The organism is Psychrobacillus antarcticus (assembly GCF_029533155.1).
Lineage (GTDB): Bacteria > Bacillota > Bacilli > Bacillales_A > Planococcaceae > Psychrobacillus > Psychrobacillus antarcticus.
Genome location: NZ_JAIZDB010000017.1, coordinates 55213 through 81332 on the forward strand (window position 1 = coordinate 55213; position 26120 = coordinate 81332).

Sequence of the window (26120 nt, forward strand, 5' to 3'; positions counted from 1 at the left end):
ATATTGTTTTATAAGTGTGCTGCATTTTCTTGTTTTGCTGGTGAATCGTTGTTGTCTTCCGGTAAAGATTCTACCTTTTTAGCTAATTTTTTCTGTTGCGATTTTGGAAATGCTTGTTTTGCCTCAGCCTTTGAGTTTGCATCCTGTACATTTTCATTATAATATTGAACGCTTGTCATAGCACCCTCTTCGACCATGCGATTATCATCTGGATCGTTTGGGTCGGAATAACCTGTCTTTGTCATTTGAGTTGGTTTTGTGTTATTAGAAGAAACCATCGAATCAATCTTCGTTTTAGAATTTTTCACAGCTGTTTTTAGTTGTGCTTTGTTGTTTTTACTTGTCAAAAATACTGCTGCAAGTGCGGTAGCTGCTCCTATTAACATGGATCTTCTGTTTCCGTTTGCCACAATCATCACTCCCTTTATCTATATATACCCATTTCTTTTCAAACTCAATCCTTTATCAACAGCCTTTTTTTATTGTTTTATTACCACATCTCGTAAACAAAATCGGTTTCACAGAGCATGAGTCAGTACCTATGTCCGATAACCTTTAAGCTATAAATAGTGTAAAATAATTGTCTACATACAATAAAAAGGAGAATACAAGCATGACAGGAAACACACACATCATAGGCGGTCTTGCAGCGAGTCTTGCTTTTGCCCAAGTGACAAATTATGAACCGATTCTATTAGTTAGTGCAGGGGTAGTTGGTGCCCTCCTTCCAGATATTTGTCATGGAGGCAGTACGATCGGTCGTAAATTTAAAGCATTATCTAAGGTAGTCAACACCCTTTTCGGACACCGATCATTCACTCATAGTTTACTATGTTTAGTTTTGACAGCTATTCTATTAACCTCTTTTGTCAAAAATGAATCTATCGTTTTGGGCATTTTAGTTGGTATGGGAAGTCACTTATTACTAGACATGGCTACGAAAAATGGTATCAAGTTATTGTTTCCATTTAAAATAACGGTCCGATTTCCGATTACAACACGAACGGGTGGAACCGTTGAATACGTGGTATTTGCCGCATTGTCGGTACTTTCGGTGTATTTTGGTTATGGTGTATTTGGGAAATATTTATAAATTACAAACTATTTCATGGATAGATTCCTTGGAATAGTTTTTTATTTTTCCTAGATTCGGCTCACATAAAAGGCTGATAGAATAATTCTATTTTATTTATGAAGAAGTTTAACTTATTATAGGAGTATAAGAAGAATCAGAAAGAAAGTGAACGTATGAAAATAGGTCCATTAATAAAATATTACCGAACAATGCAAAAGATGACCCAAGGGAAACTTTGCGCAGGGATTTGTTCGAGTGCGCATTTAAGTAAAATTGAGAATAATACACGAGAAGGAAATGCTGAAACTAACCGACTACTGCTAGAACGTTTAAAGATAGATATTAGTGAAGTAGAAAATGGGGAACGTAATATTCGACATTTACTCGAAGAATTTGTATCGCACCTTCAATATTGTGAATTAGAAAAGTTGTCGTCTGCTTATGTGCAATTAGAAAATTATAAGGATCTCATTGCCTTTACGGACTATATGTACTTGTATGAGCTGTATAAGTTTAGATACTATTTAACTGTAAAAGAGCTAAAGTCAGCGGAGGAACAATTGAAATGGTTACAAGGACAGATACAAAATTTTTCCAAAGATGAGGAGTGCCTACTTTCTTACTTCAATTCCATATTATTAATATCAAGAGGTAATTATGCTAAAGCTGATAAGATTCTAATGGAGATCATTCAAGTAAATAGTAGTTTAGGTATTTTTGAAGGAGAAGCTTTCTATTATGTCGCGGTTGTGAAAGGTTATTTAACACAATCCAATGAAGCAATTGTTTATGGGGAAAAAGCCTTAGAGCATTTCAAGGCGCAGCTTAATTTCAGCAGAATTTTAAACACGTTATTTTCGCTTTCTATGAATTACTCACAAGTAAAGATTTACGATAAAGCACTAGAAACATATGGTCATTTGTTAAGAAACGCTGAAATTTTTAACTGCAGTTCTTTACTACCTCAGGTTTATCATAATATCGGGGATTTACATTATATAATGGAGAATTATTCTATTGCAAGAGCTTATTTTAAGAAAAGTCTGACAAAAATTCCAAGAGACACGGAGAATTTTCTGTTATGTGTGTTCAACCTTGGTCAAACAGAATACCAATTAGAGAAATGGGATACAAGCAGAGAAAATTTCAAGTTATTAAAACAAGACGCTAATAGAATTGAATCTGTCCATTTTGACATGTATGCTAATTTTTATTTGTTGCTTTTAGATCATACAAAGAAAAAGGCAATGGCTTATTTAGAGGAAAAATTATTGCCCTTTACTTCTTTAAACGAGCGCTATACAGTTGCGCATAAGCTTTTTTCAAACATGCTTTCCGATTTCTACAAGGAGGAAGGAAAATTTGATAAAGCAGTTCAGTTTCAAATTTTATAAACCTCTAGGCAGCTTAAAATAAGTACCACTACTATTTGTTGGTATACTGTTGATTTCCGTTCCAGGTGGAGGAACAAAGGCTAAGAGCGCCACCTCTCTTTTAATTAGAAATTCTATGTTGTAATGAGGATGAAAAAAGTAAATTTTCTTATATTCAGGTGGAAATAAGAGAAATAGTAAGTGTTAACTAGATTAAAAAGCGAGATAGCGAACGAAATTGCATCTTCAGGCCCGCACGATGCGGGTCAGGCAGTCGTTGCGAAATGTTTTTTTATTTTGCGACGAGCTTTGCGCAGGAGCACCACAATGTTGCTTACTTAGACTGTCATCATCTAGCTACTATGAATAGGATTGGTTCTTTTCTCTAGTTATCCAAAAATGTACTTACCTGTTTCTAAAAGTTGTAGAAGGGCGACGGACAGTCAATAGCCATAAGATTACCGAGAAAAAAAGATGCTGGTTGTGACTTCAGTCACGACCAGCATCTTTAAAAAATCAAACGGTAATTAGAAGCAATAAGTCTTTCCAAAGCCCTTCGAATACAGGAGAAACAGGTTTAGATTCTAAAGGACTGGGCATTTCTTATGCTCGTTTTTTTAAAAAGATAAGAAAGTATATAAAAATACAGCATGAACATTGTTTTTACAGGACTTTTAATGCATGAATGGTACTACTGATTTCCGTTTCAGGTGGACGCGTTTCGCGGGGTGAGCGATGAGCTATCACCGTCGCTAGCGCGTCGCTGTGATATCTCATCTGTCTCACTCATCCCGCAGAAGTCGCCACCCTTCACTTCAATCAATTAAGTGAGTAGTACTCGATAAGAAGATTAGCAGAGTTTATCGCTAAGACGATAAGAGTAGACAATTTAATATAGTGATAAAATCGACTATTGAATAAATGAGGAAGAAATGAGATCTTCTTTTATATAGTGGTAATAAGAGAATTAGTAAGTGTTTACTAATAAAGAAGTGAGATAGCGAACGAAATTGCATCTTCGTGAGCTTCCTCTATTATTAGGATAGTATCTTTTCTCTAGTTATCCAAAAATGTACTTACCTGTTTCTAAAAGTTGTAGAAGGGCGACGGACAGTTAATAGCCATAAGATTACCGAGAAAAAAAGATGCTGGTCGTGACTTCAGTCACGACCGGCATCTTTAAAAAATCAAACGGTAATAATATAGCAATAAGTCTGTCCAAAGCCCTTCGAAACCAGTAGAAACTGGTTTAGATCCTAGAGGACTTGGCATTTCTTTGCCTGGTTTTTTTATTCTAAAATCAGAAAATTGAATATTCTCATATTGACTAAGAGTTAGTGGAAGTGGGATAGTAAAGAGACCTACAAATAAGGGGGATGTATATATGGTAAAAGCATTAGTGTTGGGTGGAACAAGATTTTTTGGTGTACAGCTAGTCGAATCTTTATTGAAACAGGGGTTTGACGTTACAATTGCGTCACGGGGGAATGTGAAGGATCCGTTTGGAGATAAAGTTAGTCGTTTAAAGGTTGATAGATTAGATGTAGGGGATATGCAGAAGAATTTTGTAGGTACTGAATGGGATATTGTTTTCGATCAAATATGCTACTCCTCACAAGAAGCGATCGATTCAATAGACGTGTTTACTGGGAAAACGAAAAAGTATGTGTTTACCTCTTCTAAATCTGTCTATGAACAAGGCGGAGGAGAGAATGGATTCACGGAAGCGGATTTCAATCCTTTTGAATACAAATTGATTGTAGGACCAAAAGAAGAATTTTCTTACGGTGAAGGAAAAAGACAAGCTGAAGCTGCATTTTTCGGGCGTGCATCTTTTCCAGTCGTAGCAGTAAGGTTTCCAATTGTAATTGGAATCAATGATTATACAGAGAGACTGAATTATTATATTCAAAAAGTAAGAGATCAAGAGGATGTACATTTAGTCAACTTAGAAGCTGCAATGGATTTTATATCAGAGGAAGAGGCTGGCGATTTCTTAGCATGGGTTGGTCAATCTGATTTTGAAGGTCCCATTAATGCGACTTCTAACGGCCATGTAAAAATGGGAGAACTGATTGAATATATGGAAAGAAAAGTTGGGAAGTCTGCGATAGTGGTTGCAGATACGAAAGAAGAGAGCGATTCACCCTATAATATTACAGAAACTTGGTTGATCAGTAATGAAAAAGCTAGGACATACGGATATGAATTTAAAGATTTAAAAGAGTATTTGCCTGGGTTAATAAGCGAAGCTCTTGAAGAATTAGGTAAAGATTAAACTTCATAGTCAATCAAGTGTAAATATCTGTTTATAAAAAAAGTTATTCTTACTTAGAGAGAATAACTTTTTTTATAAGAAACACTAAGTATATGGGAGTTAACCCCAACCGTTATAATTCTTTAATTTATTTAAGTCAAATTTCCCTTTTTCAATATTTTCATAGGCTTTATCTAAAAGTACAAGTGCAGTGTTAACTTCATCTTTACTTAGTATAAGGGGAGGAGTAATTTCTAGTACATTTCCATAAATACCAACCCTGCCTATGCTACAATAAATTCATGATACAGGCATATGGAGGACTTTCAATGCAACGAGGTACATTTCAATTAATGAAATCTGTTAATAAATCAATTATATTAAATAAAATCCGTACTTCGGAACCCATATCTAGAGCGCAAATTGCTAAGGATACAACACTTACTCCACCGACTGTCAGCAGTATTGTAAAGGAACTAATGGAGCAGGGATTAGTAAGAGAGAGTACACTGGGACACTCAAGCGGTGGTCGTAAACCTACTATGCTACATATCGATACGGATAACTACTATGTTATTGGTATCGATGCTGGACCAGAAACGGTGGAGGGTGTTATTACAGATTTAGCAGGTGAAATTCTGTATAGAACATCTAGTTTACTTAAACAGCCTATTACAAATGATCAATTCCTAGCTATATTAAAGGGAACTATAAATACAATTTTCCAGCTATCAAAAATTGATCAGGATAAAATTATTGGGATTGGAATAGCTATGCACGGAGTAGTGGATATAAATACTGGAACATCACTAGTTGCACCTATTTTAAACTTAAGTAATATTCCGATTAAAGCGGAGCTAGAGAAGGAATTTAATTTAACTATCAAAGTTGAAAATGATGCAAGAGCAATGGCTTTAGGTGAATCTTGGTTTGGAGGACACGGAAATGTTGATAGTATGGTTGCTGTTAATATTGGACGTGGTGTTGGAGCAGGGATAGTAATTGATGGGAAATTATATCAAGGAGCACTTGGAATTGCAGGGGAGATTGGTCATATGACTATTGATATTAACGGTAGATTATGTGAATGTGGAAATCGAGGATGCTTACAAACATTCGTAAGTGGATCAGCAATAGCAGAGCGTGCGACAAAACGCATACAGGAAATTGAAAGGAATATAACAGGTAAGGAAATATTTGAGCTCGCTCAAGGTGGGCATGAAGGCTGCATCGAACTATTATATGAAACGGGGACTGTTATTGGGGTCGGGCTTATCAACTTAATACATTTAGTAAATCCCAGTAAAATTGTATTAGGAGGTGGGGTCATGAAAAGTGAAAAGTTCATTTTACCTGCAATTCTTGAAACTATCCAAGAAAGAGCAATCACTCCTGGGGCAAAGGAAACAACAGTTATTGTTACTAATCTAGGTAATGATGCAACATTAATGGGTGCAGTATCCCTACTATTAGTAGAATTATTTGATCCATTTTTAAACAGGCTGGGACAGAAGTAGAAATTTCATTGGATAAGGAGAAATCCTTATTAAACAATGGATATTTTATAAAATGGATTGGAATGAGGGGCTACTCCTACGGGAAAAGCGTGATGCCTGAGACTTCAGGCTCAGGCCACGCCCGTGGAAAGCGTCCCCGGAGTGGCAATCAATTTTCTGCACAGCAAAAAAAACAGCATTTTTCTCACAGAGAAAAATGCTGTTTTGGATTTCTGTCCCGGCCTTTTATCGTTTACGATGCTTATTATTTTCATGAATCCATCAGGCTAAAAGTAAAAACAGTTTGGTGATGATAAATTTCCGAAGTATTCAATATGATTCTTGGCAATTCAGCATAGTGTAAGGAGGTTGGAGATGCTTGTGTTTCAAAACATACTCCTTGGTATTTCTTAGATAATCCTTCTGCTAATGGCAATCCCTCACTCAACCCATTTGCTGTATATAAAACCATTCCTGGTTGGGTGGTTTTTACAGTCATCATGCGGCCTTGTATAGGTTCTTTCACCACGACTTGAGTATCGCTGTTTTTATCGAATATAAAATAATGATCATAACCATTTCCAACTATTTTATTTTGCTCAGAGTCATCATTAAAGCCAGCTCCTATTGCACGTTCATCACGAAAGTCAAAAGGTGTCCCATTCACATTTACTATTCTACCTGTAGGAATTAACTGCTCATCTAATTCAACGAACTCGCTACTATCCAGAGACAGAGTATGTTCATGCACAGTAGTTTTTAAATTTCCACATAAGTTAAAGTATGTGTGGTTAGTTAAAGTTAAAAGAGTTTTCTCGTTGCTGCTTGCCAAATAGTCTAGGAATAACTGATTATTATCTGTTAATGTATAGGTAACTTTTATATCTACATTACCAGGATAACCCGCCTCACCAGCTGTGCTTTTATAAGTCAGTACTAAACCGACTGTATCATCAGTTTTAAAGGAGCTTACATCCCAAATAACCTGATGAAACCCTTCTGGACCCCCATGGAGGTGATTAAGCCCATCATTTGCTGTTAAGTTAAAAGTTTTGTTATCAAGCTCAAATGAAGCGGCTTTAATCCTTCCAGCAACGGGTCCAATGATTGCTCCAAAAAAATTAGGATTTTCCTCATAATCTTTGTATTCCTTATAGCCGAGTACTACATTTTCTATGGTGCCGTTCCGATCTGGGACAAGAATTTTCGTTATTATTCCACCGAAATCTAGTACGCTGACTGTCATATCATGGTTATTAGTAAGTGTATATTCTTTCCATTTTCCCAGAATTTCTTTCGTTTCTATATGCATATATTTATCCGCCTATTTATTATTTAGTTTGTTAATAAATCGTTCAAATGACTCTTGGTTCTTTAATACGCCTGCATCTTCCAACACCCTTATAAATTTTTTCCCTAACTCCTGATGTAAGATGTTTTCTGCCTGTTTGAAATCAGTTATAGAACCATATTTAAATTTTAGCTGGTCTGCCCATTCCTGATGATACATTGCGACACTACTAGTTTCATCTAGTAGGTAAGCATTGATTTCATTCAGTTCATCCTTCAAGCGGGGGGGTAAAACGGCAAGGCCCATTACTTCGATTAGTCCGATATTTTCTTTCTTAATATGATTTACATCCGCATGTGGATGGAAAATTCCAAGGGGATGTTCATCAGTCGTGCGATTATTCCGCAACACAAGGTCGATTTCAAAGCAACCATCACGATTTCTTGCAATCGGTGTAATTGTGTTATGTGGAGTATCATCAGTGAAAGCAATGATATCTGCTAGCTCGTCTGAGTGATTTTTCCAGTTCTGAAGTATATGATCTGCTGCTAAAACAAGAGTTTCTTGTTTAGTTCCTTTTAAACGAATAACAGACATTGGCCACTTGACAACAGATGCATTAACTTCCGGAAAGGCATTCAATGTAAAGGTAAAAGCATCTTCTGCCAGAGTCATTGCAAAATCATAGCACCCAGCCTGATAGTGATCATGACTTAGAATGGAACCACCGACAATTGGTAAATCGGCATTGGATCCGATAAAGTAATGAGGGAATTTATTTGTAAACTGAAGCAATCTTTCAAAGGTATTTTTATCAATTTTCATATCTCGATGTTCTTTAGAAAGCAAAATGCTGTGCTCGTTATAATACACATAGGGAGAATATTGTAAATACCAATCCTCCCCCTTTAAAGGGACATTTATAATTCGATGGTTTGCTCTGGCTGGGTATCCGGTTCTCCCTGTATAGCCTTCGCATTCCTTACAAAGAAGACATTTAGGATAGTTATATGTTTGTTTCATCATACGTTCCCGCTGTATTTGTTCAGGATCTTTTTCTGGCTTGGATAAATTAATCGTAATATCCATTTCACCATATGAAGTATCTACTTTATAGGAAATATTTTTTTTGATTTGATTCATCTGAATATAATTGCTATTTATACTTAAGTTATAGTAATAATCGGTTGCTTCCGCTGGGGATTCGTTGTACTTATCGTTGAAAATTGCATTAATAACGGAAGGTCTTGCAACAAAGCAGTCCATTATTTTTGCGGATAAAATTTCTTTATCTTCCAAGATATCCGTTATTACATCTTGTTCGACAGCATAAGAAATTATGTTTTCTAATAGGTTTGGAATGTTATCTTCTATAGGTAAGATAGACTCTTCTGGATATGAATCTATTCCTAGTAACTGGATCACCTTATTACGAACGTAATTTAAATCGGCAGTTTCTATTAACTTTACTTCCAAAGCTTTTTGAAACAGTCCCGCTAGATTCTGAAAAATCATTGTTACACTTCCTTTTCATAGCCGGTAGGATGCGAGGAGTGCCAGTTCCATGCATCCGAAATGATTTTCGTAACGGAAGTATGTGTTGGATTCCAACCTAATATATCTTGTGCCTTTGCAGAGCTAGCGATTAAAATACTTGGGTCACCAGCTCTTCTGGAACCTATTTTAACAGGGATTTCTTTCCCCGTTACAGTACGGGCTGTTTCAATCATTTCCTTTACAGAAAATCCTTGGTTGCTCCCAAGGTTAAATATATTACTTTGACCGCCATCTCTTAAATAGTCTAAAGCCAATCGGTGAGCATTAATTAGATCTTCCACATGTACATAGTCACGAATGCACGTTCCATCTTCGGTATCATAATCCTCCCCAAAAATAGTGATATAGGGCCTCTGACCGAGTGCAGTTTGTAATATAATTGGTACAAGATGTGATTCAGGGGTGTGGTCTTCGCCAATTTCTGAAGTTTCTCTTGCTCCAGCTACATTAAAATAACGCAGAGAAACATAGTTTATCCCATGGGCTTGCTCCGTCCACTTCATTAATCTTTCCATTATAAGCTTTGTTTCCCCGTAAGTACTTGTGGGGTTAGTTGGCATAGTTTCGATAATAGGTACAGATTCAGGTTCACCATAAGTAGCAGCGGAGGACGAGAAAACAATTTTCTTCACATCATGTTCTACCATGACTTGCAGTAGGACCTGTGTACCATAAACATTATTATCAAAATACTTAAGAGGTTTTTCCATCGATTCTCCAACTAAAGAATTTGCAGCAAAGTGAATAACTGCCTCTATAGATTCCTTCTCGAATACGGAGTTTAGGAATTCGAAACTACGAATATCTCCCTCGTAAAAAGTAGCTTGCGGATGGACAGCCTCGTAATGACCCGTTTCTAAATTATCTATGATTACAACATTTTCACCTTGGTCGATTAGTTGGTAAACTGCATGGGAACCAATATAACCTGCTCCTCCTAATACTAAAATACTCATATTATCTCTCCCTTTGAAATTTCTTTTGCTCCATCGCCTATTGTAGCTATATAAAAAGTTGCATCATACCCAACAGTTTCATGATAAATAGTGTTAATATTTTTCTTTACTTCTTCCACTTGGTCCTTTTCCACCATCGCAATCGCACAGCCGCCAAATCCTGCACCAGTCATCCTAGCACCTACCACGCCTTTTTGTTCCCAAGCGGCTTGAACTATAGTATCCAGTTCCAAGCCTGTAACTTCATAATCATCTCTTAAGGAAAGGTGAGACTCATTCATCAAGTTACCGAAACCTGGTAGGTCCCCTTTTCGCAATTTCTCTAGTGCTTCTAGTGTTCGGGCATTTTCGTATACAGCGTGCTTTGCTCTTTTTTGGTTAACTGTGTCTGTAATTAAATGTTTTTTCTGTTCAAAGTCAGTTTTTGTTAATTGGCCTAAACTACTAACTGATAGCTCTTTCTGCAAGTCCTTTAATGCTTCCTCGCATTGAGCACGTCGTTCATTGTATTTTGAACCAGCTAATGTGCGTTGTTTGTTTGTATTAATAATCATAATGACATGTTCTTTTAATACAAAGGGTGCGTATTCATATTCTAAGGTTTGGCAATTTAAAAGAATAGCATGATCTTTTTTCCCCATCCCAATCGCAAATTGATCCATAATACCACTATTGACACCAATATAATTATTCTCTACCTTTTGTCCAAGCTGAACCATTGGGATACGTTCCATTTGTAACTCAAACAGTTCGTTTAGTAAAACACCAGTTGCCATCTCAATAGATGCAGAGGAAGAAAGGCCAGCACCATTTGGTATATTACCGTAGTATAAAATGTCCGCACCTAGAAAAATCTTGTTTTCCACTTCTTGCATGTAGAGAAGCATTCCTTTTGGGTAATTGGCCCAACTGTGTTTTTCATGAAATAATAGATTTGTTAAATCACATTCTATAATTCCTGCTTCTGGAAAGTTTAAGGAATAGAAACGTAGCTTTTGGTCATTTCGCTTTACTCCAAGTGCATAAGTACCAAAGGAGAGAGAAGCTGGGAATACATGCCCGCCGTTATAATCTGTATGTTCTCCGATTAAGTTAATCCTACCGGGAGCAAAAAATATTCTAGGCTCTTTAGTTGTATTGAAAATGGATTTAAATTCACTTAGAAGATTTGTTGTAGTATTCATAATGCCTCCTGAAAGTATGGATAAGTGCAAATTTGATTAAGGTAGAAAAACTTAATAAATTAACTTAACTAAGTTAGAACTAGTTTACTATGATTTCAAAGAAGACGCAATATTAAATATGTTTCAAGGAACAGGAAAAGAAGTACTATTTCAAGAAGTATATAGGTTCTTGCCTAAAAAGAAAAAAAGTAGTAAAATTAAGTAAAGTATTTTACTTAAACTTAAATAAAATATTTAGAAATATCATTATTCATCAAGAATTTGGAGGTAGGGAAACGTGGCAACAATAAAAGATATTGCTGAAGAGAGTGGATATTCTATATCAACCATCTCTCGTGTACTAAACAATGATCAAAGTTTATCAGTTCCTGAAGAGACACGTGAAAAAATTTTTAAAGTAGCAGAAAAATTAGAGTATCAAAAGAAAAAAGTGAGACTTTTAGTGAAGAATATCGCATTTTTGTATTGGTTAACTGATAAAGAAGAATTAGAAGATGAATACTTTAAATCAATGAGGCTGGAAATAGAAAGTATATCGAAAAAGCGCAATGTTGATCTAACAATATATAAAAAAACAGATGGGATAAACCTAATTCCAGATACTACCGATGGTTTCATTGCAGTAGGTACTTTTTCAGAAAAAGAGTTAGAGTATCTTAGAAAAATAACGGTTAACGGAGTCTTTATCGATTCTACACCTGACTCTAATTTTTATGATTCAGTCAAACCTGATTTAGTACAGATGACAAAGAAAACAGTAGACTTTTTAATCGATAAAGGACATAACAACATTGGGTTTATCGGAGGGACATACCATAATCCCAATACCAATGAAGATGAAATGGATACTCGAGAACAAGCCTTTAGAACGTATATGAAAGAAAAAAAGTTGCTGGAGGAAAATAATGTTTTTACCCGTAGAGGATTCTCAGTGGAAAACGGATATAATTTGATGACCGAAGCAATTGAAACCTTGGGGGACCAACTGCCTACTGCATTTTTTATAGCTGCAGATCCCATTGCAGTTGGTTGTCTACAGGCATTGAATGAGTGTGGGGTAGCGATTCCGAATAGAGTAAGTGTAATTAGTATTAACAATGTAAGTGTTGCAAAGTATGTATCTCCCCCGCTAACAACCTTCCATATTGATATGGAAGAAATATGTAAAAATGCGGTAAAACTTCTTTTAGAGCAAGTATTAGAAAAGAGAAAGATTGTCAAAACCCTATATCTTGGAGCAGAATTGGTCATTAGAAAGAGTACAAATTAAGTTAGTAATAGTTTAATGTATTTTTGTGAATGTTTTTACTAAAAATATAGAAAATTTTGTTTACACATTTTTCTTGTGGTGTTAAACTAATATTTGTAAAACGCTTTCATTAGTTCGAATGAGATTTGGCTTATATTTTGAGAGGGGGAGTATCAATGAAAATGTATAAAAAATATTTGGGCATTATGAGCGGTATTGCTTTAAGTTTATCTTTGGTAGCTTGTGGACCACAAGATGATGGAAAAGAAAGTGGAGATACAGGTAAAGAAGAAAAACCAAAAGAGTTAGTTGTTTGGGAGGATATTCTAAAAGGTGAGGGTATTAAAGATGCCATTGCCGCTTTTGAAAAAGAACATGATGTAAAAGTTACGATGGTTGAAAAACAATATACGAAACAAATTGAGGATTTACGTTTAGACGGGCCAGCTGGTACTGGACCAGACGTTCTAACTATGCCAAGTGATCAGACTGGGACAGCTGTTACAGAAGGTTTAATAAAAGAACTAAATGTCGATGACGCTACTCAAGGTATTTATACAGAAGCGGCAATGGCAGCTCAAAAAGTAGATGGAAAAGTTTATGGATTACCAAAAGCAGTTGAAACTACGATGCTTTATTACAATAAAGACCTTATTTCAGAAGCAGAGCTACCAACTTCTTTAGAAGGCTGGTATGAATATTCTAAGGGCGTTGCAGATGGTAAAAAGTTTGGTTTCCTAGCTCTTTTTGACCAAATCTATTATGCAAATAGCGTATTAAGTGCTTATGGTGGTTATATTTTTGCACAAGACGAGAATGGAAACTATGACCCATCTGATATCGGTCTTAATAATGCAGGTGCTGTCGAAGGTGCACAATATATTCAGAAGTTCTATAAAGAGGGACTATTCCCATCAGGAATTATTGGTGAGCAAGGAATTAGTGTAATTGAATCCTTATTTACAGAAGGAAAAGCTACAGCAATCATTTCAGGACCGTGGAATGTTGAGCCATTTACAAAAGCAGGCGTAAATTTTGGTGTTCAAAAATTGCCCGAGCTTTCAAATGGTAAAAATATGACTGCGTTCATTGGAGTAAAAAGCTACAACGTAAGTTCGTACTCTAAAAACCCAGAGCTTGCAGAAGAATTTGTTAAATTCATTGCAAATGAAGAAAACTCTAAAAAGAGATATGAAATTACGCAAGAGGTTCCAGCTGTAGCTGCTTTAGCTAGTGATCCAGTTGTTACGGAAAGTGAAGCGGCTAAAGCGGTTGCTGAGCAATCGAATTTCTCTGTATTGATGCCCAATATTCCACAAATGAATGAAGTTTGGACACCAACGGATTCTGCGTTACAAACAATTGCAACAGGCAAAGCAGAACCAAAAGCTGCTTTAGATCAAGCAGTTAAAACAATTTCGGGTCAAATTGAAGCTAAGCATAAATAATATGTAGAGCCAAAATAAGTGGTGTCAAACAGTATTATGGTTTGACGCCATTTATTATAATTACGACAAAATGGGCCAGTAAATACTGGTCGTAATATAAAGAGGTGAATTAGATGCAACATCGAAAGATAGCGTTACTCTTGTCTGTTATACCCGGCCTTGGACAAATGTACAATAAGCAGTGGATAAAAGGTCTTTTATTTTTAGTTTTTGGTGTGTCATTTATTGCAGTGTTCGCAGATCTATTGAATATGGGATTTTGGGGTCTATTTACGCTAGGAACAGAGGTGCCACGAGATAACTCAATATTCCTTTTGGCAGAAGGGATAATTGCAATTATTGTGACGTGTTTCGGACTTGCTTTCTATTATTTAAATCTTAGAGATGCATATAAAAATGGGAAATCTCGAGATAACAACCAACCACTAAATACACTTAGAGCGGAATATCAGAATTTAATCTCGCAGGGATATCCATATGTTGTGAGTGGTCCGTCTCTATTTATACTAATTTTTGCTGTGATCTTTCCAATCCTATTTAGTTTTGCATTAGCGTTTACAAATTATGATTTGTACCATTCTCCACCCGCTAATTTAGCAGATTGGGTTGGATTAAAGACGTTTCAAGATATTTTCACTGTAGATATTTGGCGCTCTACATTTTTTGATGTATTAGGCTGGACAGTGGTATGGACGATTGTTGCATCTACGCTCCAGGTTAGCCTTGGAATATTCTTGGCAGTACTCGTCAATCAAAAAGATACTCGTTTTAAGAAATTTTTCCGTACGGTACTTGTCCTTCCATGGGCGGTTCCAGGATTTGTAACAATTTTAATATTTGCCGGATTATTTAATGATTCTTTTGGTGCCATCAATCTAGATATTTTAGCGATGTTTGGTATCGATCCTATTCCTTGGTTAACTGATGAAAACTGGACGCGAGTTGCATTAATACTTATGCAAGGTTGGCTTGGTTTTCCATATATATTCATCGTTACGACGGGTGTCCTTCAATCTATTCCAGAAGACCTTTATGAAGCAGCGACGATTGATGGAGCTTCCATTCTAGCAAAATTTAAAAATATTACTTTGCCAATGATATTAATCGCAATGGCTCCAATTATTATTACTCAGTTTACCTTTAACTTTAATAACTTTAATATTATTTATCTATTCAATGGTGGTGGGCCAGCTGTTCCTGGTTCAACAGCTGGAGGAACGGACATTTTGGTTTCTTGGATTTATAAATTGACCATGCAATCAAGTCAATACTCACTAGCAGCAGCATTAACTATCTTATTATCTGTATTCGTTATTGCAATTGCACTTTGGCAGTTCAGACGAACAAATTCGTTTAAAGAGGGGGCTTAATCAACATGAAAGGAAGAGTTTTTTTACGCCGCCTTGCTACTTATTTAATTTTAAGCTTTATGACAGTCATTATTATTTACCCACTACTTTGGACAATTGGAGCTAGTTTTAACCCTGGGAATAGTCTAATCAGTATGTCTATTATTCCAGAGAATCCAACGTTAGATCACTACAAGGAATTATTTGCTGGTAAGGATAGCTTACAGTATGGCAAGTGGTACTTAAACTCATTGAAGATTAGTTTCTTTACGATGATTGGAACTATTGTGAGTGTTTCTTTCACAGCCTATGCATTTTCACGATTTCGCTTTAAAGGAAAAAAAAATGCTCTAACATTATTCCTGTTACTACAGATGATTCCACAATTTTCTGCTTTGATCGCTCTATTTGTTTTAGCGCAACTTTTAGGGATGATGAATAGCCATTGGTTACTAATTTTACTTTATATTGGTGGACAAATTCCTATGAATACGTACTTGATGAAAGGGTATATGGACACGATTCCGATGGATTTAGATGAGAGCGCTAAGATTGACGGTGCTAGTAACACCAGAATATTCTTACAAATCATTATGCCATTATCTACACCTATGGTAGCAGTTGTAGCTATGAATGGCTTTACAGGTCCACTTGGCGACTTCATATTATCATCAGTCATCTTAAGGTCACCCGAATACTACACTTTGCCAATAGGATTATATAAATTAGTGAATGATGTCATGGGAGCAAGTTACACGACGTTTGCTGCTGGCGCCATTCTTTTAAGTATACCGGTGGCAATTATCTTCCTAATGCTACAAAAATACTTCGTTTCTGGCTTAACAGCTGGTGGAACGAAGGGTTAAGAATACTAAAGCAATCTTGAAAATATGTAACTATGAATAAACGATTTTAGGTCCCAAGAAGCACTCAAATTTAAGAATAAATGTTGTACAAAGGAGTTTAAAATGTCAAAACAAGAGAAATCTTACACTAGTGAAGCGAAATTTATGCTTCATGGAGGAGACTATAATCCTGATCAATGGTTAGACCGCCCAGATATTTTGGCGGACGATGTAAAACTAATGCAGTTAGCTCATACAAATACATTTTCAGTAGGCATCTTTGCTTGGAGTACACTGGAACCTGAAGAGGGTGTATACCAATTTGAATGGTTGGATGAAATTTTCTCTAATATTCATAGTATCGGTGGTAAAGTAATTTTGGCTACACCTAGTGGAGCTCGCCCTGCTTGGATGTCTCAAACGTATCCTGAAGTATTAAGGGTAGATGGCTCAAGAGTAAAGCAACTACATGGAGGCAGACATAATCACTGTTTCACTTCTAAAGTTTATCGTGAAAAAACACAGCAGATTAATAGACTACTAGCAGAAAGATACGGAGATCATCCTGCCTTACTCATGTGGCATATTTCCAATGAATATGGTGGCGAATGCCATTGTAATCAGTGCCAGGATACTTTTAGAAATTGGTTAATGAACAAATATAATGGTGAGCTAAAAGCTTTAAATGATGCTTGGTGGGGACCATTTTGGAGCCATACAATAACTGATTGGTCACAAATTGAATCACCTTCTTCCATTGGAGAAAGTATGGTTCATGGATTAAATTTGGATTGGCGAAGATTTATAACCGATCAGACTATTTCTTTTTATAAAAATGAAATTATTCCATTAAGAGAATTAACACCAACTGTTCCAATTACAACTAACTTTATGGCTGATACAAATGACCTAATACCTTTTCAGGCGCTAGATTATAGCAAATTTGCTAAGCATTTAGATGTAATAAGTTGGGATGCATACCCAGCTTGGCATAATGATTGGGAAAGTACCGGGGATTTAGCGATGAAGGTAGCCTTTATAGATGACCTTTACCGTAGTCTTAAACAGCAACCGTTCTTATTAATGGAATCTACCCCAAGTGGAGTTAACTGGCATCAGGTCAATAAGACGAAGCGTCCGGGTATGCACTTGCTGTCAGCGATGCAAATGGTTGCTCATGGATCAGATAGTATTCTATACTTTCAATGGAGAAAATCACGTGGCTCATCTGAAAAATTCCATGGTGCTGTAGTAGATCATGATAATAGTGCAGAAAACCGAGTATTTAAAGATGTTGCAGAAGTTGGTCAAACATTAGAAAAACTGTCTAATATCGTAGGTACCAACCGTCCAGCGGATGTGGGCCTACTTTATGATTGGGAGAGCAACTGGGCACTAAATGATGCGCAAGGGTTTGGATTAGAGACCAAACGTTATCCCCAAACATTGCAGGATCATTATCGCACGTTTTGGGAAAAGGATATCCCTGTAGATGTTATTACTAAAGAGCAGGACTTCTCCGCATACAAATTATTAGTTGTGCCGATGCTCTATTTAGTAAGCGAAGAAACGATTTCTCGCTTGAAAACGTTTGTTTCAAACGGTGGTACATTAGTGATGACCTATATTAGCGGATTGGTAAATGAGCATGATTTAGCATATTTAGGTGGTTGGCACAAAGATCTTCAAGAGATATTTGGTATCAAGCCTGTTGAAACGGATACATTATATCCGAGAGATCAAAATACTATAACGTATCATAATAAAACTTATTCTTTAAAGGATTATGCGACAGTTATTGAACTTACAAACGCCAACATAGAAGGTCTTTACGTAGAAGACTTTTATGCTAACTCACCGGCAATAACTAGCCATCAATATCAAAGTGGAAAGGCCTACTATATTGGTGGACGTCTAGAAGATGCCTTCCAAAAGGATTTCTATGAAACGTTGATCGAAGAATTGAATCTTGCACCTATTTCTAACGTCAAACACGAAAAGGGCGTTTCTGTACAGGTCAGAAGTTCTGCTGAAAGTGACTATATCTTCGTGATGAATTTTACGGAACAAAACCAACCCGTCCTATTTGAATCATTAGTAACAGATATGGTTACAGGTGAAGAGTTGGTTGGAGAAGTAGTGTTGCGCAAGTATGAAGTAAGAATTGTTGAAAAGTCTAATAGTTAAATTGAAGACATCGTAATAGATTCTAAAAGTTTTATCCCAAATTCCATTAAAATGGTAGCTTGTTACTTATAAATTTAAGTAATTAGCTACTTTTTTTGGTTCTTTGTCAAATGACTTTGGTGAAGAATAGTAGCCAACTATAATTTAGTTATTGTAGGGGCTATCCTAGGAGTCAGTAAAGCTGATTTTTTGGATAGTCCTTCGTGTATCCCGATATGTTCCATTCCAGGTGGATGCTTTCCGCGGGCACGGCATCAGGCCTCCTCGTCGCGAAAAGTACGCTCCTGTGGTGTCTTCAGCTCGCGCTGGAGTCGCCATCTTATACTCCAAACAACTAGTATTACACCTTTGAATTACATATAAATAGACAAAAGACTTTCAAGCTTATACCTCCTCATCTCCTTTAAAAGGGATAGAGGTTTTCTTCACCAACGTCATTTACTGTACAACCCTTTTTTAAAAAGATAATAGGCATAAAACTTATCGTTTCAAGATTTAGCATATATATTATAATGAGAGAATATATAAAACTTAATATAATAGGGGGGCTGGAATGAGAACTATTATTGGAGTTTCGTCCAATTTAAAAGAGGATTTGCTGTCAGTTCCGATGAGTAATGTACGTGCAATCACAAAGTCTGGCGGTGTTCCGATCGTGCTGCCAAATCTAGTTGGAGATGGAATTGAGGAAATTGCCGGAGTTATTGATGGTCTATTATTAACTGGTGGTGGAGATATTGATCCAACCTTGTTTGGGGAGGAGCCACTTCCTGGATTGGGTAATATTGTGCCCGAGCGGGACCAGTTTGAACTAGCACTTATTCAAAAGATGTTGGAATTGAATAAGCCTATTTTAGGAATTTGTCGTGGCGCCCAGATTATGAGCATTGCGATGGGTGGCGATATGTATCAGGATATTTATTCGCAAAAAGATGCGTCATTATTACAGCATGATCAGCAAGCTCCGAATTGGCATGGCTCTCATTTTGTACAAGTGACGGAAGGGTCATTGTTACGGGAAATTGTTGGAGTGGATAAAATTAAGGTGAATAGTTACCATCATCAAGCACTTCGAAATATGCCAGAAGGTTTTATGATAAATGGTGTTGCTAGTGATGGTGTCATTGAATCCTTTGAAAGCACAAATCATGCATTTGTAATGGGAGTTCAGTGGCATCCAGAGAGCTTAATAGCAAATGGGGATGCAAGTTCGCTTGCGATTTTTGGTGCATTTATGAAGGCGTGTAAGAAATAATATTGAAATCCTAACCAAGTTGATTTCCGCAGGTGCGGCTTCAATCTTCCTCGGGACAACAGGATGTTGGTCACGAAGGCGTTGCCACACGATGTGACGCTCTTAGCCTTTGTCCAAAGATAAGAACGTATATAAAAATGTACCGTGTACACTGGATTCATGGGACTTGAAAGAATGATTAATACTACTGATTTCCGTTTCAGGTGGACGCTTTCCGCGGGGTGAGCAATGAGCCATCACCGTCGCTCCGCGTCGATGTGATGTCTCATCTGTCTCACTCATCCCGCTGGAGTCGCCACCTTTCACTCCAATCAATTAAGTGAGTAGTACTCGATAAGAAGATTAGCAGAGCTTATCGCTAAGACGATAAGAGTAGACAAAGTTAATATAGGGATAAAATCGACTATTGAATAAATGAGGAAGAAATGAGATCTTCTTTTATATAGTGGTAATAAGAGAATTAGGAAGTGTTTACTAAATAAAGAAGCGAGAAAGCGAACGAAATTGCATCTTCGGGCCCGCACGATGCGGGTCAGGCAGTCGTTGCGACAAGATGTCGTGTACTTAGACTGTCATCATCTATCCTCAATTATTAGGATAGTATCTTTTCTCTAGTTACCCAAAAATGAACTAACCCGTTACTAAAAGTTGTAGAAGGGCGACGGACAGTTAATAGCCATAAGATTACCGAGAAAAAAAGATGCTGGTCGTGACTTCAGTCACGACCGGCATCTTTAAAAAATCAAACGGTAATAATATAGCAATAAGTCTGTCCAAAGCCCTTCGAAAACAGTAGAAACAGGTTTAGATCCTAGAGGACCGGGCGTTTTTTTGTCCGGTTTTTCTTACTTTCGAAAGTTCATGCGGGGCTTTCAGCTCGGTGTACCTGTCGCTTCGCTTTCGGTGCAGAAAACATTTGCTGTTCCCGCTGGAGTCGCCGCCTTGCGCTCCATTCAACAGAAACGACTTCATAAAAAATGATAAAAAATGTTATATCGAGTTATATCACAAACGACTGTTTTTAAAGCAGTCGTTTTTATTATTCTCCTTTTTGCCGAAAAAATGTCATTCATGAAATATTTTTTCTGGGGAAAGCTATTTGAATCATGAATAAGGAGGTATTAGCTGTGAAGAACTGGCTGAGGCTAGGATTTTCTGTTTGTGTGCTTTCGTTTTTATTCTCCACAAGTGTTTTGGCAGCGGAGGAGGAACCGACGCGGGAGCAGATTTTGGAACTGCGCATGGATTACTATAAAAAGTTTTCGAGTGAAATGCTACCGTGGTATTACTTGGCAGCGATTGACCAATACGAACGTAATCTGCAAGAGGTTCGAAGTGATCTCCCGAAAAGAGACGGGGTTGTGGCTTTTCAATTTTCCGATGATTTTTGGGTTGGTGTATTGAATCCCACAAGAGATGATCGGGATAGCACATCCATCGTTTTCTTTGATGGTAGAGGGCTGGATGGGAATAATGATGGTTTTGCTGATCTTAACCAGGATGATGATGTCATGTTTACGCTAACTAATTATTTAATCGATCGCGTCGTATCGGAAGAAGATTTCGAGAAAACGCTGAAGGAATATTATACGCGAGATGAAGCGGTTAAGCAGATCATGACGAACGCTAAAATTTATGAGCATTTCAATACGGTGGACCTAGATGCACGTGCATTTCCACTGGCTCTCCAGCATAATTACAGTTACCGCAGTACTTGGGGGGATAGTCGTGGCTGGGGTGGACGAAGGATGCATGAAGGAATCGATCTATTCGCTTCCTATGGTGTACCAGTGAGATCGACCACATATGGAATTGTCGAAGTGAAGGGCTGGAACGATTACGGTGGCTGGCGTGTTGGAATTCGTGATGTAAATAATACGTATCATTATTACGCCCATTTATCCGGTTATACGAAGGAGTTAAAAGAAGGTGATATTTTGGAATCTGGTACTGTTATCGGCTATGTCGGAAGTTCGGGTTATGGTCGTCAGGGAACTTCTGGAAAATTCCCGCCACATCTACATTATGGAATGTATAAATTTAACGGTCGCACAGAGTGGGCTTACGATCCTTTTCCATTATTAAAGCGTTGGGAGCAGCAAGAAAAGCAAGCGAAAAAGAATCCAGCAGCAAGTTAGTTGCTGGATTTACATAATAAAAGCAAGAGTTAGCCAAAAAAGGTGAAGTATCAACACACTTGCATAGAGAAAAAGGGTTAAATTCATTAAAATTAGTATAAATGGTTTCGATTCTAATTTGGTCACAATACCTATTAATAAAACAGGAAGCGCAATTTTAATAAAATAAAAGCCTATTACGTTAACTTCATATATACTGCGCATAATCGGATTTGATTCTGTTATATGGTAACTCTTAATCCCAAAATCGGTAAATAGGGCATCCAATGTAGCAAGCACTAATAGAATAATGCTCATTTTTATTAACTTATTTTGAGGTAATGTAGAAGAAATTGAATGCAAAAGAATGTGTACTCCTTTCATTGTTTTCTTTCAGTATGTGATGGAAGGGGAGGATTATATTCTTGATTTACAAAAATAGATTACAATGAAATAAGTTAGGAAAGGATGTGCCAAATTGAAAGATATTCCATTTGTAGCTTCTTGGAGTGGTGGAAAGGATTCTGCCATGGCCTATTACCGGGCAATGAAGATGGGGATGAAACCGAAAATGTTACTAACCATGTTTGAAGAAGAGGGAGAAGTTTCTAAATCCCACGCACTTCCGCTTGAAGTAGTGGCAGCTCAGGCGGAGAGTTTAGGAGTCCCTTTATTAATAAAAGAAGCAAGCTGGAATTCCTATGAGGGACAATTTATAGATGCAATGGATGAATGTCGTGCCCAAGGAATTACGCATGGTGTATTTGGAGATATTGATCTGGAGGGTCACTTAGAATGGGTACAAAATACTTGTGAGAAATCGGATATTGTTGCGGTGCATCCATTGTGGAAGGAACCTCGGCGTAAAGTTGTGGAGGATCTCTTAGATGCAGGGTTTGAGGCTTGGATTGTCGTTGTAAACACTACAATGATGCCTGCTGAATTTGTTGGGAGAAAATTTTCGAAAGAGTTAATCGTAGAATTAGAAGCTCTAGGGATTGACGCTTGTGGAGAAAAAGGAGAATTTCATACGGTTGTTGTGGATGGTCCAATCTTTTCAAATAGAATCCCTATAAAAATGGAGCAGGCTGTAATAAAAGGAGACTATATTTTCTCACCAGTTATAATTGAGTGAAAAAAGCTGCTTTCTTTTTGATTAATAATATGGAAAAAGGGTATTGTAAGGAAGAAAATACATAAATTCTGAAATGGTGGAGAATTAAATGACGAAAATGAATAGAGGAATTATTACTGCGATTTCGGCAATTGGTCTAGCGCAAGGCTTGAAGGTTTTCACGCATAAAAAGTTAACAGGCAATTGGGATTTAAAACAGGCATTTACAACTGGTGGAATGCCAAGTTCACACTCAGCGGGGGTCGCAGCATTAGCATCATATGTTGCTGCAAATAAAGGAGCTCGACATACAGAAACTGCCCTAGCAGTTGTTTTCGGGGTAATTGTTATGTATGATGCCCAGGGAATTCGCAGACATACTGGGGAAATTGCACAATTAGTAAATGACTTGGAAGACAATCTTGTGGCACTTTCCGGAAATTTCCCTAGCTTTGAATATGTTCAACGAGAGGGCGAATTGAAAGAACTTCTAGGACATCAGCCAGTAGAAGTAATGGCTGGTGCGTTATTAGGAACTGCCTTTGGGATATTATGCGCTAAATTGGAAGATTGATCCACTCATAGTAAATGCCAAGTTAGATGGCAATTCTAATTTGACTTTATAACTTTGGTTTAGGTTTAAGTAACACATTGATAGCAAGTAACCCCAATCAAGAGAAGGTAAACCTCCGAGAATCGCAAGTAAAGCCTGTAACGGGAACAAAAATAAAACCAAGTTGGAAAAGTTCCAACTTGGTTTTTATATGCTTATTTGTTTGTGTTTGTATAGGTTTTAGCTTCTTTTTCTCCATCATATAGAATCTCTAAATTAAAGTTTGTATATTTTTCCACCCCAAAAGCAAGTGTGATTCTTTGGATGACATCTTCATCAGCCATATCTTTGGTTAATTGTAGTTCGCCAAGAACAGATTTAAGAAGTTCATTGGCTTCTTCTCCCTTAATATTTGCGGAATCGGCTTCATTGGTATAAAGAGAGTCTTTTGGTTCTTCACTATATTGAGCCACTAGGGCATCTTTTGTCTCGGCATTATCGATATGTAGATTAAACGACTCGAATGCTACTTCTTTTGGTTCTTCTTCAGGAGTTTCAACAGTAGTATCCTGTTCTGTTGTTACTTCCTCCTGTTTTTGTACTTCGGCATCCTTCAGCTTGTTTTCTTCAACCTCATCATTGTTGTCCCCGCAAGCTCCTAAAAGTAAGGTGGAAGTTAGTAATGTCGTAGTAAGGACTTTAAATCTTGTAATAGTCATCTAGTTGTCTCCTTTCATGGTGTTCAAACATACTATATTGTATAACCTAAAATACTAGACTTAAACATTTCTGTTTATTATGATTACTAGTGAATAAGTTAGGGTATGTGTAAAGGAAGATATATAATAGAAAGGAGATTGTTTAATGGAGAATTATACGGAAATTACGTCTGTTGACCAGTGGAAGAAAGTTTTGGAGCAGTCCAACGAGAAACCATTAGTGGTGTTCAAGCATAGTACCACATGTCCGGTAAGTGCTCATGCATATGGTGAGTTCAGTTCGTTTGAAAAACCGGTGGATCGTTATTTGGTGAAGGTTATAGAGCACCGTCAAGTATCCGATGAAATATCGGATGACTTGGGAATTCAACATCAATCTCCTCAAGCATTTGTTATTGCGAATGGGGAAGTTGTATGGAATGCATCGCACTGGAAAATTACAAAAAAGGAGTTAGATAAGGTTACAGCTTCTTTTCCCCACATTAACGGGCAGGCCGATTAAAAAGTCGCCACGTCCTGTGGCAACATCGGCACTAGTACGTCGTAAGACTCCCACCTCAAAGATTGGCCAAAGTAACCAAGTATGAGTGGGAGTGAACTGCCCGTAAAAGCCCAAATGGTTCGGGCCAACAGGAAGTTGGTCACTCAGGCATTGCCGCACGACGCGGCGTTATTCGCCTGAGTTCAATTTTTCAATCATTGACGGATGAGGAAAACCCTCAATGATTGAAGTTTCACTTTTTTAAAGATTGGAGTAATGGAATGGAAACTATACAAAAAGTAAGCAATTATTTAGTGAATCATGCAGAGGATATTATACGAGACATGACAAATACTGCGTTGGAAAATTTAAATATAAAATTAACGCCGGAAGAGCTAGAACAAGCCATTCAAAAAAACATCCAGTTTTTAATATTATTGTCTGAATCCTTACAAGAAACAGAAGAGTCAGCAGAAGAAGTACTGAGATTATGGGGTAAGCAGAACGGTGAAGAAGAAGCGAGGTTGTTTCAGCAGTTTTCTTCCGTTATGAAACCATATGCAGTTAATCGATTATTATTTTTACAAAAAATTTCTCAAATATCTATGGAGCAGGGGTTATCAACAAAAGATGTTGTGAAAGTAAATAATCGATTTGGTTATTTGATGGATGTAAGTATGACAGAAACTATTCATTCGTATGAAATTTATCGTGATAAATTAATGAAGGATCATCAACGCAAAATTAATGAGTTGTCCGCACCAATTGTCCCTATTCAAGATGGTGTAGCTATTTTACCGTTAATCGGAGCGATTGATTATACACGGGTTCAGCATTTATTGAATTATGTCATTCCTACCATTCCGGGTTTAAAGGTTGACCATCTAATTATTGACTTCAGCGGAATTTTGGCAATAGATTCGGAAATCGCACAGCATATATTCACTATTCACAATGTGCTCGAATTATTAGGCATTCAAGTGTTATTCTCGGGAATTCGACCTAATTTATCGATGACAATCGTGAAAGCGGGGATTGATTTTACCTGCTTTGATACATATGGAAGTGTAAAACAGGCTATTAATAGTTTGAGATAATAGAATGTAGTTTATCCAATCCTTTTTGTGAGGGATTGGATTTTTTTTATAGATTAAATTATGTGTGCTGCATAGGAACAAGCTATTAAGCGTCCTTCTGTTTTGAGTTTACTTGCGGTCGCTTGTTGGATACTTGCGGTCGCTGTGGAGGTACCGGTGGATTGTCGGCGTATACTGGCGGTTCATCTTGGTTTACTTGCGGTTGATGGCGATTTACTTGCGAAGTGGGGATTTATTCCAATTTGTGACCCCCAGTGTTAGCCACAAATTGGAAAGCATTTGAGTCTAACAAAGGGGCGGGGTCGGGCCGGGGGTGCTCCTATAAAGAAGCAGAATAGCAAATGAAAATGCATCTTTAAAAAATAAACGATAATTATATAGCGATAAGACTGTCCAAAGCCCTCAAAAAACAGTAGAAACAGGTTTAGATCCTAAAGAACCGGGAGTTTTTTGTATTCCTGTTTAATTTTCCTTTGCCTAGGGTAACTAATTTATATGAACATAGTTGAATAGAAGG

23 protein-coding genes are annotated in these 26120 nt (G+C 37.1%); 15 read left to right on the top strand and 8 right to left on the bottom strand.

Going from position 1 to position 26120, the window contains the following annotated elements; genetic code table 11:
* Positions 1-8: 8 nt before the first annotated feature.
* Positions 9-416 carry a hypothetical protein gene (locus tag LDK52_RS10560; protein ID WP_407081810.1) on the bottom strand — a complete coding sequence of 136 codons (408 nt, stop codon included), beginning with the start codon at positions 414-416 and terminating at the stop codon, positions 9-11.
* 197 nt (positions 417-613) lie between these two features.
* On the opposite strand from LDK52_RS10560, the gene LDK52_RS10565 reads away from it, so the two are divergent.
* The 4 genes from LDK52_RS10565 to LDK52_RS10580 all read left to right on the top strand — a co-directional run bounded on the left by LDK52_RS10565 (position 614) and on the right by LDK52_RS10580 (position 6222).
* A complete protein-coding gene (locus LDK52_RS10565; RefSeq protein ID WP_277585929.1) occupies positions 614-1093 on the top strand; it encodes a metal-dependent hydrolase in 480 nt (159 codons plus the stop codon).
* Positions 1094-1248: 155 nt separating this feature from the next.
* The gene (locus LDK52_RS10570; protein WP_277585930.1) at positions 1249-2469 is read left to right on the top strand and encodes a helix-turn-helix domain-containing protein; all 1221 of its coding nucleotides are present in this window, start codon (positions 1249-1251) and stop codon (positions 2467-2469) included.
* Positions 2470-3832: 1363 nt separating this feature from the next.
* Positions 3833-4726, top strand: a complete 894-nt coding sequence (locus LDK52_RS10575; RefSeq protein ID WP_277585931.1) for an NAD-dependent epimerase/dehydratase family protein — start codon at positions 3833-3835, stop codon at positions 4724-4726.
* A gap of 308 nt (positions 4727-5034) precedes the next feature.
* Positions 5035-6222: an ROK family transcriptional regulator gene (locus LDK52_RS10580; RefSeq protein WP_277585932.1), complete on the top strand. Its 1188-nt coding sequence runs from the start codon at positions 5035-5037 to the stop codon at positions 6220-6222.
* A 250-nt stretch (positions 6223-6472) separates the two neighbouring features.
* On the opposite strand, the gene LDK52_RS10585 is transcribed toward LDK52_RS10580, so the two are convergent.
* The 4 genes from LDK52_RS10585 to LDK52_RS10600 are packed head-to-tail and all read right to left on the bottom strand — an operon-like array spanning position 6473 to position 11189.
* Positions 6473-7513, bottom strand: coding sequence for an aldose epimerase family protein (locus tag LDK52_RS10585; protein ID WP_277585933.1), 1041 nt, complete (start codon positions 7511-7513; stop codon positions 6473-6475).
* Between the two features lie 12 nt (positions 7514-7525).
* Positions 7526-9007: a UDP-glucose--hexose-1-phosphate uridylyltransferase gene (locus LDK52_RS10590; protein WP_277585934.1), complete on the bottom strand. Its 1482-nt coding sequence runs from the start codon at positions 9005-9007 to the stop codon at positions 7526-7528.
* Between the two features lie 2 nt (positions 9008-9009).
* Complete coding sequence (gene galE / locus LDK52_RS10595) at positions 9010-10005, bottom strand: UDP-glucose 4-epimerase GalE (RefSeq protein WP_277585935.1); 996 nt, start codon at positions 10003-10005, stop codon at positions 9010-9012.
* Positions 10002-11189, bottom strand: coding sequence for a galactokinase (locus LDK52_RS10600; protein ID WP_277585936.1), 1188 nt, complete (start codon positions 11187-11189; stop codon positions 10002-10004). Before LDK52_RS10600 ends, galE begins: the two co-directional genes overlap by 4 nt.
* Before the next feature lie 277 nt (positions 11190-11466).
* On the opposite strand from LDK52_RS10600, the gene LDK52_RS10605 reads away from it, so the two are divergent.
* The 6 genes from LDK52_RS10605 (at position 11467) to LDK52_RS10630 (ending at position 19522) form a co-directional block, all read left to right on the top strand.
* On the top strand, positions 11467-12459 hold the full coding sequence (locus LDK52_RS10605) for a LacI family DNA-binding transcriptional regulator (RefSeq protein WP_277585937.1): 993 nt from the start codon (positions 11467-11469) through the stop codon (positions 12457-12459).
* Positions 12460-12614: 155 nt separating this feature from the next.
* Positions 12615-13886 carry a galactooligosaccharide ABC transporter substrate-binding protein GanS gene (locus LDK52_RS10610; RefSeq protein ID WP_277585938.1) on the top strand — a complete coding sequence of 424 codons (1272 nt, stop codon included), beginning with the start codon at positions 12615-12617 and terminating at the stop codon, positions 13884-13886.
* A 113-nt stretch (positions 13887-13999) separates the two neighbouring features.
* The gene (locus LDK52_RS10615) at positions 14000-15256 is read left to right on the top strand and encodes a galactooligosaccharide ABC transporter permease GanP (RefSeq protein ID WP_277585939.1); all 1257 of its coding nucleotides are present in this window, start codon (positions 14000-14002) and stop codon (positions 15254-15256) included.
* Positions 15257-15261: 5 nt separating this feature from the next.
* Positions 15262-16101, top strand: a complete 840-nt coding sequence (locus LDK52_RS10620) for a galactooligosaccharide ABC transporter permease GanQ (RefSeq protein ID WP_277585940.1) — start codon at positions 15262-15264, stop codon at positions 16099-16101.
* A gap of 102 nt (positions 16102-16203) precedes the next feature.
* Positions 16204-18267 (top strand): beta-galactosidase, encoded by a 2064-nt coding sequence (locus LDK52_RS10625; protein WP_277585941.1) that lies wholly within the window; start codon positions 16204-16206, stop codon positions 18265-18267.
* A gap of 553 nt (positions 18268-18820) precedes the next feature.
* Complete coding sequence (locus tag LDK52_RS10630; protein WP_277585942.1) at positions 18821-19522, top strand: gamma-glutamyl-gamma-aminobutyrate hydrolase family protein; 702 nt, start codon at positions 18821-18823, stop codon at positions 19520-19522.
* 102 nt (positions 19523-19624) lie between these two features.
* Here LDK52_RS10630 and LDK52_RS10635 read toward each other — a convergent pair whose 3' ends face one another.
* Entirely contained in the window at positions 19625-19804 is a 180-nt protein-coding gene (locus tag LDK52_RS10635; RefSeq protein ID WP_277585943.1) for a hypothetical protein, read from the bottom strand.
* Between the two features lie 824 nt (positions 19805-20628).
* Here LDK52_RS10635 and LDK52_RS10640 point away from each other — a divergent pair.
* Positions 20629-21660 (top strand): M23 family metallopeptidase, encoded by a 1032-nt coding sequence (locus LDK52_RS10640; protein ID WP_407081811.1) that lies wholly within the window; start codon positions 20629-20631, stop codon positions 21658-21660.
* Between the two features lie 9 nt (positions 21661-21669).
* Here LDK52_RS10640 and LDK52_RS10645 read toward each other — a convergent pair whose 3' ends face one another.
* A complete protein-coding gene (locus LDK52_RS10645) occupies positions 21670-22002 on the bottom strand; it encodes a DUF5658 family protein (RefSeq protein ID WP_277585945.1) in 333 nt (110 codons plus the stop codon).
* A 115-nt stretch (positions 22003-22117) separates the two neighbouring features.
* Between LDK52_RS10645 and LDK52_RS10650 the strand changes: the two genes are divergently transcribed.
* Both LDK52_RS10650 and LDK52_RS10655 read left to right on the top strand, forming a co-directional pair.
* Entirely contained in the window at positions 22118-22774 is a 657-nt protein-coding gene (locus tag LDK52_RS10650) for a Dph6-related ATP pyrophosphatase (RefSeq protein WP_277585946.1), read from the top strand.
* An 88-nt stretch (positions 22775-22862) separates the two neighbouring features.
* Positions 22863-23327: a divergent PAP2 family protein gene (locus LDK52_RS10655; protein ID WP_277585947.1), complete on the top strand. Its 465-nt coding sequence runs from the start codon at positions 22863-22865 to the stop codon at positions 23325-23327.
* A gap of 194 nt (positions 23328-23521) precedes the next feature.
* On the opposite strand, the gene LDK52_RS10660 is transcribed toward LDK52_RS10655, so the two are convergent.
* On the bottom strand, positions 23522-24025 hold the full coding sequence (locus tag LDK52_RS10660; RefSeq protein WP_277585948.1) for a YusW family protein: 504 nt from the start codon (positions 24023-24025) through the stop codon (positions 23522-23524).
* Between the two features lie 145 nt (positions 24026-24170).
* Here LDK52_RS10660 and ytxJ point away from each other — a divergent pair, with 145 nt between their 5' ends.
* Positions 24171-24527 carry a bacillithiol system redox-active protein YtxJ gene (gene ytxJ, locus LDK52_RS10665; protein ID WP_277585949.1) on the top strand — a complete coding sequence of 119 codons (357 nt, stop codon included), beginning with the start codon at positions 24171-24173 and terminating at the stop codon, positions 24525-24527.
* Between the two features lie 260 nt (positions 24528-24787).
* Entirely contained in the window at positions 24788-25603 is an 816-nt protein-coding gene (locus LDK52_RS10670; RefSeq protein ID WP_277585950.1) for an STAS domain-containing protein, read from the top strand.
* Positions 25604-26120: the final 517 nt, after the last annotated feature.